At 45.8% G+C, this 15,444-nt stretch carries 15 protein-coding genes; 1 reads left to right on the forward strand and 14 read right to left on the reverse strand.

The annotated features are described in order from the left end of the window. From PHP87_RS01035 to dprA, 14 genes are all read right to left on the reverse strand, one after another. Positions 1-1,199: FliI/YscN family ATPase (locus tag PHP87_RS01035; protein ID WP_299917429.1), on the reverse strand; the 1,199-nt coding region annotated here is incomplete at its 3' end. After that, entirely contained in the window at positions 1,192-2,034 is an 843-nt protein-coding gene (locus PHP87_RS01040; protein WP_299917432.1) for a FliH/SctL family protein, read from the reverse strand. The genes PHP87_RS01035 and PHP87_RS01040, both read right to left, overlap by 8 nt. Then, on the reverse strand, positions 2,027-3,037 hold the full coding sequence (fliG, locus tag PHP87_RS01045; RefSeq protein WP_299917549.1) for a flagellar motor switch protein FliG: 1,011 nt from the start codon (positions 3,035-3,037) through the stop codon (positions 2,027-2,029). The genes PHP87_RS01040 and fliG overlap by 8 nt, the downstream gene beginning before the upstream one ends. 12 nt (positions 3,038-3,049) lie before the next feature. Further along, the gene (gene fliF, locus PHP87_RS01050) at positions 3,050-4,675 is read right to left on the reverse strand and encodes a flagellar basal-body MS-ring/collar protein FliF (protein ID WP_299917552.1); all 1,626 of its coding nucleotides are present in this window, start codon (positions 4,673-4,675) and stop codon (positions 3,050-3,052) included. Positions 4,676-4,704: 29 nt separating this feature from the next. Beyond that, positions 4,705-5,013, reverse strand: coding sequence for a flagellar hook-basal body complex protein FliE (gene fliE, locus PHP87_RS01055; protein ID WP_299917435.1), 309 nt, complete (start codon positions 5,011-5,013; stop codon positions 4,705-4,707). 14 nt (positions 5,014-5,027) lie between these two features. Then, a complete protein-coding gene (gene flgC / locus PHP87_RS01060; RefSeq protein ID WP_299917438.1) occupies positions 5,028-5,495 on the reverse strand; it encodes a flagellar basal body rod protein FlgC in 468 nt (155 codons plus the stop codon). A gap of 6 nt (positions 5,496-5,501) precedes the next feature. After that, positions 5,502-5,918, reverse strand: a complete 417-nt coding sequence (gene flgB / locus PHP87_RS01065) for a flagellar basal body rod protein FlgB (protein ID WP_299917441.1) — start codon at positions 5,916-5,918, stop codon at positions 5,502-5,504. 162 nt (positions 5,919-6,080) lie between these two features. Then, complete coding sequence (gene codY / locus PHP87_RS01070) at positions 6,081-6,869, reverse strand: GTP-sensing pleiotropic transcriptional regulator CodY (protein ID WP_299917444.1); 789 nt, start codon at positions 6,867-6,869, stop codon at positions 6,081-6,083. 159 nt (positions 6,870-7,028) lie between these two features. Further along, on the reverse strand, positions 7,029-8,429 hold the full coding sequence (gene hslU, locus PHP87_RS01075; protein ID WP_299917447.1) for an ATP-dependent protease ATPase subunit HslU: 1,401 nt from the start codon (positions 8,427-8,429) through the stop codon (positions 7,029-7,031). A gap of 19 nt (positions 8,430-8,448) precedes the next feature. Then, complete coding sequence (gene hslV, locus PHP87_RS01080; protein WP_299917449.1) at positions 8,449-8,985, reverse strand: ATP-dependent protease subunit HslV; 537 nt, start codon at positions 8,983-8,985, stop codon at positions 8,449-8,451. A gap of 65 nt (positions 8,986-9,050) precedes the next feature. Then, positions 9,051-9,962: a tyrosine recombinase XerC gene (gene xerC / locus PHP87_RS01085; RefSeq protein WP_299917554.1), complete on the reverse strand. Its 912-nt coding sequence runs from the start codon at positions 9,960-9,962 to the stop codon at positions 9,051-9,053. Positions 9,963-10,022: 60 nt separating this feature from the next. Further along, positions 10,023-11,333 (reverse strand): methylenetetrahydrofolate--tRNA-(uracil(54)-C(5))-methyltransferase (FADH(2)-oxidizing) TrmFO, encoded by a 1,311-nt coding sequence (gene trmFO, locus PHP87_RS01090; protein WP_366942870.1) that lies wholly within the window; start codon positions 11,331-11,333, stop codon positions 10,023-10,025. A 1-nt stretch (position 11,334) separates the two neighbouring features. Then, entirely contained in the window at positions 11,335-13,413 is a 2,079-nt protein-coding gene (gene topA / locus PHP87_RS01095; RefSeq protein WP_299917452.1) for a type I DNA topoisomerase, read from the reverse strand. 47 nt (positions 13,414-13,460) lie between these two features. Beyond that, on the reverse strand, positions 13,461-14,549 hold the full coding sequence (dprA, locus tag PHP87_RS01100) for a DNA-processing protein DprA (RefSeq protein ID WP_299917455.1): 1,089 nt from the start codon (positions 14,547-14,549) through the stop codon (positions 13,461-13,463). Positions 14,550-15,071: 522 nt separating this feature from the next. Between dprA and PHP87_RS01105 the strand changes: the two genes are divergently transcribed. Beyond that, complete coding sequence (locus tag PHP87_RS01105; protein WP_299917459.1) at positions 15,072-15,266, forward strand: hypothetical protein; 195 nt, start codon at positions 15,072-15,074, stop codon at positions 15,264-15,266. Positions 15,267-15,444: the final 178 nt, after the last annotated feature.

Consider the following 15,444-nt stretch of genomic DNA (forward strand, 5'->3'; position numbering starts at 1 on the left):
CCCTTCTTATAGGCTCCAATATCAATGAGATCCCGAGCTTCTTCATAGGTAGCCAGTATGCTCCTGAAGCGCTTCGCATTTTCGCTATGTTCAGGAGATGCAATGTCAATCATAACGCGACTGATACTCTGCCCAACATCAATAGCCGGGTAAAGATTCATGGCCGCCAGGCTTCGGCTTAAGGCAATATGTCCATCCAATATTCCGCGAACCGCATCAGTAATGGGTTCATTCAGGTCGTCGCCCTCCACCAACACTGAATACAAGCCCGTAATAGTTCCCTTTTCCGAGGTTCCCGCCCTCTCCAAGAGTTTAGGGAGCAGGGCAAACACCGAAGGAGTATAACCCCTGGTAGCCGGTGGCTCGCCAATGGCCAGACCGATTTCACGCTGGGCCAGGGCAAAACGAGTTACAGAATCCATCAACAACAGCACATCTTTGCCTTGGTCGCGAAAGTATTCGGCAATACTGGTAGCCACAAAGGCACCTTTCAATCTAACCAGGGCAGGCTGATCCGATGTTGCTACCACTACCACGGATTTTGCCAGGCCTTCTTCCCCCAGGTCGCGCTCCAGAAATTCCCGGACTTCACGCCCCCGTTCCCCAATTAGAGCAATAACATTGATATCAGCTTCCGTATTGCGGGCAATCATCCCAATCAAGGTACTCTTACCCACTCCACTGCCCGCCAGTATTCCCATTCTCTGGCCTTTACCTATGCTAACCAGACCATCAATAGCCTTCACTCCCACCTGCAGGACTTCAGTGATACGTTTTCTTTTCAGGGGGTTGGGCGGTTGGTTAGTTACCGGGTAGCTTGTCTCTGACTTTATCCTACCCTTGTCGTCGATTGGTTCGCCCATTCCATTCAGAACCCGGCCCACCAATTCCATGCCTACTTGAACCCGAAGAGTAGTCCCACTGGCCAAGAGTCCGCTGCCCGGACCGATACCTTCAAGATTGCCCAGAGGCATAAGTAGTATCTTATTATCCTTGAAGCCAACCACTTCTGCCGGGATCAACTGACGATCACTATAATTGGTTTGTAAAAAACACAGTTCCCCCATTCTTACCCGGGGGCCGGTGGCTTCAATGGTCAGGCCGATAGCCTGTGATATCCGGCCTTTAAGCTGGCAGGTGGTGGTTTTGTCCAGTGCATCCAAATATTTTTCCAAAGGAAGCGCCGAAGCCTTATTCATCAGAAGCCACTTCCTGAATTGCTTTTTCTACGCTGGCAATCCTGGTTTCCAGGCGGGCATCGACTGATCCGGCATCGCTCTCCAGGGTACATCCTCCCGCTTCTACGCGCTTATCGGGCGAAACCTTAAATGGGATCTCATTACTACCAATATCGTTAAAAGATTCGCTTTGCATTACTTCAAATATCTTCTCAACTTCACGGGGGTTTACATAAACCGTTATGTTCTTGGGGTTATCCAGGTAATTCAGGCCTTCCCGCAGAATATTAATAATCACCTGGGGGTTGGTTTCCAGCTCGCCTCCAATAATCTTCTTGGCTACCGCCATAACCAGACGTACCATGTCAGCTTCGCTGGACTTCATTATCTGCACCTTGTTTTGACGGGCTTCCTCCAGTATCCTCTGGCTTTCCTGCAAAGCCAGCAGGCGGTCAGCTTCGATTTCCTCCTGGGCTTTTTTGAGGCCAACTTCATATCCTTCCTTCTGCTTGTGAACCCGCAGTTCATGCGCCTCTTCCACTGCCTGTTGGCGGATCACCTCAGCTTCTTCCCGGGCCTCGGCTATAATGCTTCGGGACTCCTCCCGGACTTTGTCCAGCAGTTGTATTACTGTCTTTTCGGTCTCGTTAACTATTCTTTTACTTTCCTGCTTGAGCTCTTCCAATTCTACCTGCTTCAATATTATTTCATTGTCCAGCAATTCTTCCTGGCTCATTTCTTCCTGAACCACCAGGTTTTCCGACTCCACCTGTTTTTTTAATTCATAGATAGAAGTAAGATCAATTACCTTGGGCTGAAATAAGAACAGATCGGAACCCTTAATAACTTTAGACAATTACCTCATCCCCTCCGCCACGGGCTACTACTATCTCACCAGATTCCTCCAAACGGCGAATAATATTAACAATGCGCTGCTGGGCTTCTTCCACATCACGCAATCTTACCGGTCCCATGAACTCTATATCTTCGCGCAACATATCCGAGGCCCGGGTGGACATATTGTGGTATATCTTCTGGGATACTTCGTTGCTGGCACCCTTCAGGGCCAGGGCCAAATCCTGTGATTCCACCTCGCGCAAGACTCTTTGCACCGAACGATCGTCTATCATGACAATATCCTCGAATACAAACATTAATTTTTTGATCTCTTCTGCCAGCTCGGGATCCTGCACCTCCAGGGTTTCCATAATGGTCTTTTCGGTACTTCGATCAACTCGATTAATAATCTCCACCACTGCCTTGACTCCGCCGGCAGCAGTCAATTCCTGTGGTGCTATGGAGGACAACTTGCGCTCCAGGATCCTTTCCACTTCCTTAATTATTTCGGGCGAAGTGGTATCCATTATGGCTATCCTTTTGGCTACCTCTGCCTGTCTATCTGGAGGAAGAGCCCCGAGAATAATGGAAGCCTTTTCCGGTTCCAGATATGCTAATATCAATGCTATGGTCTGGGGGTGTTCAGATTGAATAAAGTTCAATAAATGAGAGGGTTCGGTCTTACGAATAAAATCGAAAGGACGAACCTGCAACGAAGAGGATATCCTCCCGATAATCTCCATAGTTTTTTCCATGCCGTAAGCCTTTTCCAGCACTTCTTTGGCATAGTCAATTCCTCCCTGGCCAATAAACTGGCTGGCCAGGCACATTTCGTAAAACTCGCGGAATATTTCATCCATTTTTTCCGTGGGCACCTTGCGAACATTGGCAATTTCCAGGGTCAACTGTTCAATATCTTCTTCATTCATATGCCGAAATAACTGGGCTGACTTCTCTGGACCCAAAAATATTAAAAAGTTTGCCGCTTTTTGCTTTCCGCTGAGACTAGTCTTAACTGCCAGTTGTGACCACCTCTAATCTTCTGCCAGCCAGGTTCTGAGTACCTGGGCTGCGGTTTCGGGATTTTCATTTATAATTCGGTCAATCTCTTCTTTAATCTTACGCCTTTCTTTTTCTTCTGGACTCAAGCCGACATCTATCAGGTCTTCCAACCTTATTTCCTCCTGGATCAATGTATCAATATCGGCCTCTTCTTCGGCTTCTTCCTCAGCCCGCCTTCTCGCGCGGCGCTGCATCAACCACCAGGCCAGGAGAATTATGAGGACGACTAAGAACGCTAATAACCACGGGGTAAGAGGGGAACGCATTATTTGATCCATTGTTCCCCCGGGAGCTTCCGCCTGGGGTTCGGTATAGAAATCAACAAAGGCCACCGATATATTATCTTCCAGTCGCACATTCTCGTCTTTCCGATTTTCCCTGAGACCACAAGCAGTGGCTACTATATTTCGAATAGTAGCTATTTTTTCTTCTTCTGTTTCACCTAATTTCAAGGGTTCGGTTGCTTTACTATTGACCAGTACTGCTACCGTCAAATAATCATACTTGACATCCCCTTTGGCGACTTTGGTTACTTTCTCGGTCTTGTTTATTTCATAATTCCTAATCTTGCTGCTCTTGTCATAAGTAGATACCCCTCCTTCAGCATTTACCTCCTGGTATTGAGGTATATCGGTGTCGGTTCCGGGTACACCTACAACGGGCTGGGTGGTATCGGTTCCGGATTCCTTTTTTATCTCTTCACTGCGTACGAAAGGCCCGGCATCATCATGAGTATAGAGCTCATCTTTCTGCTCTTTATTATCAAAATCCAATTCCGCATTAACCCGAACTACCGAGTTGTTTTGGCCCAGGCTCTTATCCAACATGCTCTGTATGGCATCCTGTTTTTCCTTTTCATACTGTCTCTTCACGGCCATTTGCCATTTTACCGTCTCGCTGGTATCTCCATCCGCTACAGGCAGGTTTTCTGATACCAGGTTGCCGTTCTGGTCAATAATTACCACATTTTCGGGGGTGAGCTTGTCTACACTATTGGCTACCAGGTTGATTATCCCCTGAATCTCCTTGGGACTAAGTTTTCCTTCTTCCCTGGTATTAACTACTACCGAAGCCTTGGGCAACTCTTCGTTGTCAGAAAAAAGTGTAGGCTCGGGTAAAGCCAGGTTGACTTTGGCCGCTTTTACTTTGTCCAGACTCTGGATGCTACGCGCCAATTCTCCCTGCAATGCCACCTGGTATTTAACTTTTTTGTCGATTTGAGTTTCCCCGAATTTGCTTTCTTGAAACAATTCAAAACCGGTCTCCCCCCGGGGAAGGTTTTCGCTGGCCAAAGTGAGGCGGGTTTTATCCTTTAGGGTAGGAGGAACCAGTATGGTGGTGCCGCTGTCCTCCAACTTGTAAGGCACCTTGTCTTCATCCAGCTTGGCCATTATCTGGGAAGCATCTTTTTTATCTAATTCGGCATATAGTACATCATAAGGTGTACCCTGGGAACTGCTTATTACCAGGATTATAGCGGCCGCCAAAATGAGCAATACCCCTCCACCAGCCAGTACCTTCTGGTTCAGGTTCATGTTCTGCCAGAACTCTGAGGCCCGCCCAGCCATCTGCTTGAGATTCTCCTTAAAGCTCTCCATTATCAAATATCAAACTCCCCAAAGCAATCTTACATCTGCATGCGCATTAATTCCTGATATGCCTCCATTACCTTGTTCCTAATTTCCACCGTCAACTGCAAGGCCAGGTTGGCTTTCTCATAAGCCAGAATGGTATTATGGAGGTAGGTTTCGTCACCCAGAGCCAGTTTCTCTGCACTGCTAGCCGCTTCTTTCTGCAGCTCATCCACCTCCTGCAAGGCATCTTTCAAATAGTTAAAAAAACCACTTTCCTTACTACTCGGTGAATTTTTCGCTGCTGGGGGTTGACTCGGGTTAACGCCCGCCAGCGTAATGCTATCCAGAGCACCTAAATTCATTTAGCAGTCCCCCCTTACCTTCCAATATCCAGAGCTCTCATAGCCATGCTTTTGGTAGCTTCTATCACCTGCGCATTAGCGTCATAGGCCCGAGTTGCGGATATCATGTTTATCATCTCTTCAACTATATTCACATTGGGGTAGTTTACATAGCCTTCATTATCTGCTTCTGGGTGGGACGGATCATAGACCCGGCGATAAGGTGCTTCGTTTTCATTTATCTCCCGGATCTGCTTAACCCTTACACCTGAATTGACGGCATTAAAAACCTCAGTCTGTTCTTCCAGAAACTTCTGGAAGCGCTTTTTTGGAGCCGCAGCATTCCGTGCTTCAAAGACCACCACCTGTCTACGATAAGGACCGGTTCGCCTGTCCACCCGGGTGGTTTCCACATTGGCCATATTACTGGCTATGGTATCCAGGCGCAAGCGTTGAGCAGTAAGGCCTGACGCACTGATATCTATACTATTCAAGAATCCCAATATCAACTACCCCCTTCCGGTAATAGCCATCCGCAATAAACGAATCTCGTTACTCATACTGCGACTGACTGCGTCATAATTGATGCTGTTCTTTTTCATTTTAGCCATCTCGGTATCGATATCCACATTGTTCTCATCATTGCGAAAAGTGAGATCCTCCAAAACCCGAATCTCGGGTTTTACATCCGGGGTATTCCCTTCGATTTGGATATGCCGAGAATTGGTTAGATTTAGCTCGCGCTGAACTGCGGTTCCTTCCAAGGCCTTTTTCATTTTTTCCTCAAAAATGACTTCTCTTCTTTTGAATTTGGGAGTATCAACATTGGCAATATTGTCAGCGATAACATCGTTGCGCAAAGTGCCTACATCCATGGCTTTGTTAAGCAAGGAATGCGTCTTGGATTCTAGAATCTTTTCCAGCATAGCATCACCCCTAACATAATTTACCCATCTTCTATACTTCTACCTAAATACGCTATTTCCTTCCCTGCCCTTTCTATAATTTGCCTAATAACAAAAAAAATGACTAACCTCGCGGTTAGTCCCAGGACTGTTGTGCTATTTTTAGATATCCTTCGACATGCCTTAAGCATGATTCCTTAATTCCTCAAACAGGTAGTCATTCAAAACCTTGATATAAGTCCCTTTCATTCCTAATGAACGAGACTCAATTACCCCGGCACTTTCGAATTTGCGTAGAGCGCTTACAATCACGGAACGAGTAATCCCTACTTTATCCGCAATCCGGCTGGCTACCAGCAGTCCCTCTTTTCCCTTGAGCTCGGCGATGATGTGGTCTATGGCCTCTTTTTCGGAATAGGAGAGGGTGGCCAGGGCAATTTGCACTGAGGCTTTTTTCCGTGCTTCTTCCTCAATCCTTTCGGTTCTGATACGCATTATCTCATTGGCCATCACCATGGCACCATATTCGATTAAAACAATATCTTCTTCCGTAAATTTAACTTTATCTCTCATAAAAATTAGGGTGCCAATCCTCCTGGCACCACCAAAAACCGGGGTAATGGACCAAATTCGCGCTGAACAACTGCAGTTGACATTATCCGGATTAAAAAGGCATTTACGCCCATCCTTTAGTATTATGTTGGTTTGGGTTTCGTAAATGTTTAGCAATTCCTGGTTAAAACTCTCCGGAAAACGCTCCGCATGCTTAATCAACTGCTGTATATCCTGACATATAGCCCCTTCGGCAAAAGCATAACCTCCTATTTGCCCCCTCCTGCCCACAATAAAAACCGTACATTCCAGGTTCCTGCATAGTACATCGGCTATCTCGAAAAAGTTTACCGGGTGACCCGCAATTTTTTGGAGAATTTTATTGATGGCTCTAGATTTTTCCAATAGACTTTTTGACATGCAACAACCTCCTTTAAAATAGATAATTAACTAACCCCCATGGCCGGGGGCAGATAACAATCGATAGGAATAAAAGTTAACCCTTCCGTCTTTCGCTTTCCAACGACCGACGACTTTTCTTTCTAAACACCCATAGCCCAGGGTTATTGATACATACTTCTATAAGATATAGCGGCTAAGGTCCTCGTCTTCAACTATACGGTCCAGTCTCTCGGCAACATAATCTATATTAATAACTAGCTTCTCCCCCGCCATGTCAGGGGAATTAAAGAGCAGGTCTTCCAAGAGCTTCTCCATTACCGTATGCAAACGACGGGCTCCTATATCCTCAGTTCGGGAATTGACCTCATAAGCCCTTTCGGCAATATAATCAATAGCTTCAGGGGTGAAATCTATGCTTAGCTTTTCCGTTGACAATAAAGCTATATATTGCTTTATGAGAGAATTGTGGGGCTCAGTTAGTATTCTCTTTAAGTCCTCCCTTTTCAAGCTTTCCAACTCTACCCGGATAGGAAACCTACCTTGTAATTCAGGAATCAGATCCGAGGGCTTGGATACATGGAAAGCTCCAGCAGCAATGAATAAAACATGATCGGTCCGGGCAGGTCCATATTTGGTTACTACCGTGGATCCCTCAACTATAGGCAGTATATCCCTCTGTACTCCGCCGCGCGATACATCGGGACCGTAACTGTTCTCTTTGCTGGCTATTTTGTCTATCTCGTCTAAAAATATAATGCCGTCTTCTTCCGCTCGTTTAATGCCCTCGCGATGAATTTCGTCCATGTCCAGCAAACGCTGGCTCTCTTCATAAGTTAAAATCCTTCGGGCTTCGGCAATACTTACTTTTCTTTTTTTCTTATTGCGGGGCATAAGGTTTCCAAACATATCTTGCAGGTTAATACCCATCTCCTCTACCCCTGAACCAGAAAAAATCTCCATAAAAGAAGGGTTCTTCTCTTCAACCTCAATTTCAATAATTTCATCTTCCAACTCCAAGCGATTAATTTTTTGCCGGAGAATCTCTCTTTGTTGCCCAATTTCTCTATGGCGCCGTTCGCTTTCATGGTCCACTTCTTCCCTCTCCTGTATTGACCCCAGCAGAAATTCAAACGGATTTTTGGGACTCTTGGTCTTCATTCCATCGAAGGGCAGCAATAAATCAATGATTCTTTCCTCTGCCATCTGACGGCCTTTCTGCTCCACCGCTTCCAACCTTTCCTGCTTGACCAGGCGAATCGAAGTCTCCACCAGATCTCGAACCATGGAATCAACATCCCGGCCAACATAACCCACCTCGGTGAACTTGCTGGCTTCCACTTTGATAAAAGGAGCCTTTACCAGCCGGGCCAGGCGTCGGGCAATTTCGGTCTTGCCTACTCCAGTAGAGCCAATCATAATAATATTCTTAGGGTAGATTTCCTCCCGGAGTTCATTCGAAAGCAGTTTCCTGCGATAGCGGTTTCTCAAGGCTATAGCCACCGCTTTCTTGGCCTCTCTCTGGCCAATTATATACTTATCCAATTCTTCGACTATTTCCCGTGGAGTAAGCTTGAACAATACGAACCCCCCTTTATGGCTATTTTTCGATTACTTCTACTGAAATCTGGTCATTGGTATAGACACAAATACCAGAAGCTATTTTCAAGGATTCAACCGCAATTTCCCGAGCATCCAGCTCACTAAAACTATTCAAGGCGCGGGCTGCAGCCAGAGCATAGGCCCCTCCCGAACCAATGGCCGCAATTCCATCATCAGGCTCTATTAACTCACCGCTGCCGGAAATGAGAAAAATCCTCTCCGCATCTGCTACAATCAAGAGAGCTTCAAGACGCCGGAGAATCCGATCAGAGCGCCATTCCTTGGCGATTTCCACCGCTGCCTTGCTAAGGTTGCCCCCGGCCTGCTTGAGTTTTTCTTCGAATTTGGCAAAAAGGGTGAAGGCATCCGCGACCGCCCCGGCAAAACCGGCTACTACCTTGCCTTCATAGAGCCTCCTTATCTTTTTGGCATTCTGTTTCATGACGGTATTCTGACCCAGGGTTACCTGGCCATCACCAGCTATGGCCGTTTGCTGATTCTTTCTCACCGCAATTATGGTAGTTGCTTGAAACATATATATAACCATTCCTTTCGCTAAGGCTCATGAAGAAGACGGAATGAAATAATTCCTATAAAATTTTACTTCCGTGGATGAGTCTCCTGGTAAATATCTTTTATCTTCTCTCTGGTCAGGTGGGTATAAATCTGGGTAGTGGACAATTTAACATGGCCCAACAATTCCTGAACTGACCGTAAATCAGCACCATTGTTAAGCAAATGGGTAGCAAAGGAATGCCGCAGGGTGTGGGGGCTGATTTTCTGATTTATGGCAATACTTGAGACATATTTGTTTATGATATTGCGGACGCTCCTCTGACTTAAGCGCTGACCATTTTTATTAAGGAACAGGGCTGGGCAGGGATGACCCTTGACTTCCATATAGCCTCTTCCCTTCTCCAAGTAAAGTAATAAAGCCTCTCTAGCCTTACTGCCCAGAGGGACAACTCTTTCTTTGCCACCCTTGCCTAAAACCTTAACATAATTTTCCTGAAAATCAATGTCCCGCTTATCCAACTGGGTAAGCTCGCTAACCCGTAGGCCGGAAGCATAGAGGGTTTCCAATATGGCCCAATCTCTTTTACCTGCTACCGTTGTCTTATCCGCTGCGTTCATCAGCAGGTCTATTTCCCGGGTATAAAGAAATTTGGGCAACTTCCGCTCCTGTTTAGGTGTGGAAACAGCGGCTATGGGATTGTCGGTCAGTATATTTTCCCGGCATAAAAACTTGACAAAGGATCTGAGGGCTGCCAGTTTTCGGGCCATGGTGGCACGTGATAAACCCTTCTCCTGCATTTGTGCCAGATACTGTCTAAGCGTATTGTGGTTTAGCAACTCGGCTCCAACTTGCTCAGGAGCTATCCCATTCTTTTGGGATAGAAAAGCAAAAAACTGAGATAAATCGGTTTTATAACTCAGCAAGGTAAGATTGGAAGCAGTTTTTTCCACTCGCATATGATTCATGAATGCCTCAATATATTGAAAAAGCAGGATACTACCCCTCTTTTCTGTAAGCTATAAAAAAATGCTAGCATAATAACTATTACTTTACAACTAGTTTAACAAAGATTCTGAAAATTCTCTCATTTTGTTCAACGCCCGTTCTACATAGGCCAGATACCTTTGGGACTTGTCTCTTATCGGCGGATCCAGTGGCGGCATGAGGCCAAAATTGGCATTTATCGGTTGGAAGTCCTTACTGCTAGAGTTGCTGATGAAATCCAGCAAAGCTCCAATAATAGTAGCTTTATCAGGGATCAATAGCTCTTTTCCCTGTAGCCACCTGGACACATTAATTCCGGCAATAATTCCAGTAGCAGCTGACTCCATATAACCTTCAACCCCGGTAATCTGTCCGGCAAAGAAAATCTCCGGCCTCTTTTTGCATTGCAGGCTGGGCTCCAATAGCTTGGGACTATTGATATAAGTATTGCGATGCATTACTCCATAGCGAACAAAATCAGCCTGTTCCAAACCAGGAATTAAGCGAAAAACCCGAATCTGTTCCCCCCAGCGCATACGGGTTTGAAAGCCAACCATTCCATATATAGTTCCGGCCTGGTCTTCCTGACGCAGTTGTAGTACAGCATAAGCCCTTTTTGAGCTTCCTGGTATCTCCAGGCCCACTGGCCTCATAGGACCGTATCTCAATGCATCCTTACCCAGACGGGCCAATACTTCTACGGGCATGCAGGCATTAAAAAAAAGCCCTTTATCAATACTGTGTCCCGCCTTAATATCAGCATTAATTAAATTCTCATAAAACAGTTCATATTCTTCGCGATCCAGGGGACAGTTCAGATAGTCAGCACTTCCCTTACCATAGCGAGAAGCCCTAAAAACCTTGTTCATATCCAGACTTCCCGCTGTAATACTAGGGGCCACTGCATCATAGAAAAAAAGGTTTTCCTCTCCGCCAAGTTGCTTTAAATCAGAAGCCAGTGCCTCGGAGGTTAGAGGACCGGTAGCAACAATAGATAATTCCCCCGCTGGCACTGAGCTTAACTCCTGCCGGCATAATTCAATGCTGGGACAAGAAAGAATAGTTTGGCTTACCAGCCGCGCAAAAAGCTCCCGATCCACTGCTAGAGCAGATCCCGCTGGCACCCTGGCCCTTTCCGCACATGACAGCAAGAGAGATCCCAATATCCTCATTTCTCTTTTTAATAAGCCCTGAGCAGTATTGGGCTGTTCGGATTTAAGGGAATTGCTGCAAACCAGTTCCGCTAAATCTGCTGTTTTATGTACGGGCGTAGTTTTTTGCGGCCTCATTTCCCAGAGACGGACTTTTATGCCCTTTTGCGCTAGATAATAGGCCGCTTCGCAACCCGCTAATCCCCCACCGATTACATTGACCTGCAGCAAATCAGTCCTCCATTTCCGCTTTCTTCCTACACTCAGGATTCTGACAAATCTGTGTGCTTTCTTTCTTTTTATTGACCTTCTCAACTATCGCATCTCCACAGTGGGGACAGGTTTTCCCCGTTGGTTTATCCCAGGAGCGAAAACTACACTGGGGATAATTGCTGCAACCATAAAATGTCCGGCCTTTTTTACTTTTTAAAGCTACAATAGAACCCTGGCAAAGATGGCATTCCAGCCCCAGTTCCTGGTTTATTGATTGAGTATGGCGGCATTCAGGAAAACCCGAACATGCCATGAATTTACCAAAACGTCCGTGTTTTATAAGCATTGGTCGCCCACACTGCGGACATTCCTTTCCGGCCTCTTCATCCTTAATCTCAATCTTTTGGGCCAATTCCCGGGCCTTCTCCAGGTCGGCGTGAAAGGGTTCGTAAAAATCTCTTACCACCTTTTTCCATTCCAGTTTTCCTTCCTCTACCAGATCCAGTTCACCCTCCATCCGGGCGGTGAATTCCAAATCCAGAATGTTGGCAAAATGCTCCTTTAGTAAATCCACTACAATAAAGCCCAGTTCAGTGGGGATAAACTGCTTGTTCTGCCTTTCCACATAGTTGCGCTTTAAAAGGGTATCGATAGTGGGAGCATAAGTACTGGGACGGCCAACGTTTTTTTCTTCCAGTAATTTAATCAGACTAGCCTCACTATAACGGGGTGGAGGCTGAGTGAAATGCTGCTCTGGCTTTAGCTCGTGCAACAATACCTGATCTCCCTTTTTGAGCTGCGGGATGCTGTTCTTCTGCTCTTCTTCCTCATTTTCGCTGTAGACCTTCTTGTAGCCAATGAATTTCAGCTGAGATGAACTGGCTCTAAAACCATAATCTCCTGCCTGGATGTCTACCGTCAAGGTGTCATAGACAGCAGGGGTCATCTGGCTGGAAACAAAGCGATTCCATATCAATTGATACAGGCGATACTGATCCCGGCTTAAAAAAGCTTTTACACTTTCCGGAGTCCGCTGAACAGACGTAGGACGAATAGCTTCATGGGCATCCTGGGCTGATTTCCTGCTCTTATATTCGTTGGGGCTGGCCGGAGCATATTCCGCGCCAAACTTGGAGCGAATAAAGTCCAGGGCTTCCATTTGCGCCGAGCTGGCCACCCGGGTAGAATCAGTTCTTAGATAGGTAATTAACCCTACCGTTCCCTCTTTCCCGATTTCCAAACCTTCATACAATTCCTGGGCTACCCGCATGGTTCGATTGGAGAAGAAATTTAGTCTCCGGGAAGCTTCCTGCTGTAAAGTGCTGGTAATGAAAGGAGGATTAGGATTCTTGCGTTTTTCCTTTCTCACCACCTTGAGCACTGAAAAACTTGCCTCTTCAAGGTATTCTCTTATCAGCTTAGCCTCTTTTTCGCTGCTAATTTCGATTTTCTTCCCCTGGTAGCTAGCCAGACGAGCAGTAAAGCAACTCTTGGCCTTGGCAGCAAAAATAGCTTCTATGGTCCAATATTCCTGAGGGATAAAGTTCCTAATTTCCTCTTCCCGGTCACAAATTAGTTTTAAAGCCACTGATTGTACTCGACCTGCGCTCAGGCCCTTGCGAATTTTACTCCAGAGCAAAGGGCTCAGGTTGTAGCCTACCAGGCGGTCAAGAACCCGGCGGGCCTGCTGAGCATTCACCCGGCTCAAATCCACCGGCCGCGAATTCTTAATGGCCTTTTTTACAGCTTCGCGGGTAATCTCATTGAATTCTATCCGGCAATTTTCCTCCGGCGGGATTTTCATGGCATTCTGCAGGTGCCAGGCTATAGCTTCACCTTCACGGTCAGGGTCCGTTGCCAGTAAAACCCGGCTGGCTTTCTGGGATTCGTCCTTAATATCCTTTAGGATATCCCCTTTGCCACGGATAGTAATATACTGGGGTTCAAAATTGTTCTCCACATCGACTCCCAATTTACTCTTGGGTAGGTCACGCACATGTCCAACCGATGCTTTTATTTTATAGCCCTTGCCCAAAAATTTTCCCAGGGTTCTGGCTTTGGCCGCCGATTCCACAATGAGCAATGTAGTTCCTGCCAAAAATAATCACCTCTCCGTTTGACTTCTATTGTTTTATCCTAAGAGTTTCACACTTTACCATAGTAATTGCCCGGCAAAGACTTTACTATGCCTGCCAATTCCAACTTCAACAAAAGACTGCTGAGTTGCCCTATGGTGAAACCGGTACTGGCTATTATATCATCAAAAAGCAAGGAATTTTCAGCCAGGCAATTAATAAGCACTCTTTCCTGTTCGTCCAGAAATAGTAATTGCTCCTGCACCGGGCACTCACTTTCTGGTATTGTGATATCATAATACTCCTCGATAATATCTTCAACCCCCGTTATTAATTTAGCTCCTTGTTTGATTAGATTATTAGCCCCCAAACTGCTTTCCCGATTGATCGGCCCGGGAACAGCAAAGACATCCCTTCCCTGCTCCAGGGCAAAATCTGCTGTAATCAAAGCCCCGCTTCTGGCCCGTGCTTCGACCACAACCACCCCCCGGCTAATACCGGATATTATGCGGTTACGCATGGGAAAATTCCTCGCATCAGGGTTGGTGTCCAGAGGAAACTCACTGATTACTACTCCATGCTCAATTATTTCATGGTATAGTCGCGTATTACTCCGTGGATAAATAACATTAAGACCGCTCCCCAATACTGCAACAGTTCTGCCGCCTGCATCAAGGGCCCCACGATGTGCTTCCGCATCAATACCCCGGGCCATGCCACTTACCACGCTTATTCCCCGGGAAGCCAGGTTATTGCCCAGTTTTCTAGCCGTAGTCCTGCCATAATCGCTGGCTGCCCGGGAGCCAACAACAGCCAGACAGAGTTCTTCCAGACTTTCCATATAACCCCGAAAATAGAGCATAAACGGAGGACTGTAGATATTTCTTAGCATTGGTGGATAATCCGGCTCCTCAAAGCTCACCAGATTGATTCCCTTATCTTCAAGCTGCTCTAAATAAAAGAATATACTACTTTGCTGGCGTCGGGAAATAATAGCCTGCGCAATTTCCGGTTTCAGTGCAGCATAGAGAGCAGAGGAATCAGATTTTAAACAATTCTCAAAGCTACCAAAACTATCTTTAATTTTCCAAAGGCTTTTGCTACCTATCCCTTTAATGACATGGAGAAAGCATAATGCTGCTTTTTCTGTTCTTATCATAATTTACCCTCTAATTTTTGCATATCTGTCAGACAACAGCTATGGGAAAAATCCTAAAGCCATTGATAACATAAAAATCTAATCTTGGCAAGAGTATATCCTGGCTGAGTCTCTTAATGAATGCGCAAAGTATATTAATATTGACTCCACTGCAAAAAACCCTTTTTGTTGCATAAGGGTTGCATGAATATACAAAACGAGCGTTGGCGAAAGTGAAAGCGGGCGGTCGAAGACCGCCCTTACAATGCCTTGCAGTCGCTATTAAGGTTGTTGCGCTTGATTCGGAACGACACGGGGGTCGTCCCCTAAATACCCTGCGATCGCTATTATGGTTGTTGAGCGGTATATTTATGCACACTAATGCATATTTATTACTTTTTGCAGTGACATTATTTTTTTTATAGTGAGTTCAAAAATAATAGTTTTTTAAGCTGGCGACTGTGGGATTATTTACTTTCTTAGAAGCTTTCTTTAGCGGGAAAAATAGCAATGGAGGTTAATAATTTTAGGGAGGTTTTATTCATGTTGGCTGATCTAATGGATAGAAGAAATTCATTTGCCAAGAAGCTTATGCACCAGGACAAAGTCGATCCAGGAACCTTTAGTTTTATGGAGCCCGGTTGGTGGGCATTGCATGCTGTCTCTATCGCTGGAGTCTATATGCTGGGCCATAATCTGGCCAAAAGCATTCAGGGCCGTCAGAATTATGATGATTAAAATTGGGAGCTATAAGAATCCAGAAAACAGATCTGGAAAAACCTTAATGCGGAAGGAAGAACTAAATGATGAGGAAGTCTTTGCAGAAACCTGGCTTCCGGTAGGGGATTACAAGGAAAGCGATATTTGGCATTTATTAAAGCAGAATCGCATAAGAATCTAGCAAATACGGGGATGG

The organism is Syntrophomonas sp., assembly GCF_028707975.1.
Taxonomy (GTDB): Bacteria; Bacillota; Syntrophomonadia; order Syntrophomonadales; family Syntrophomonadaceae; genus Syntrophomonas.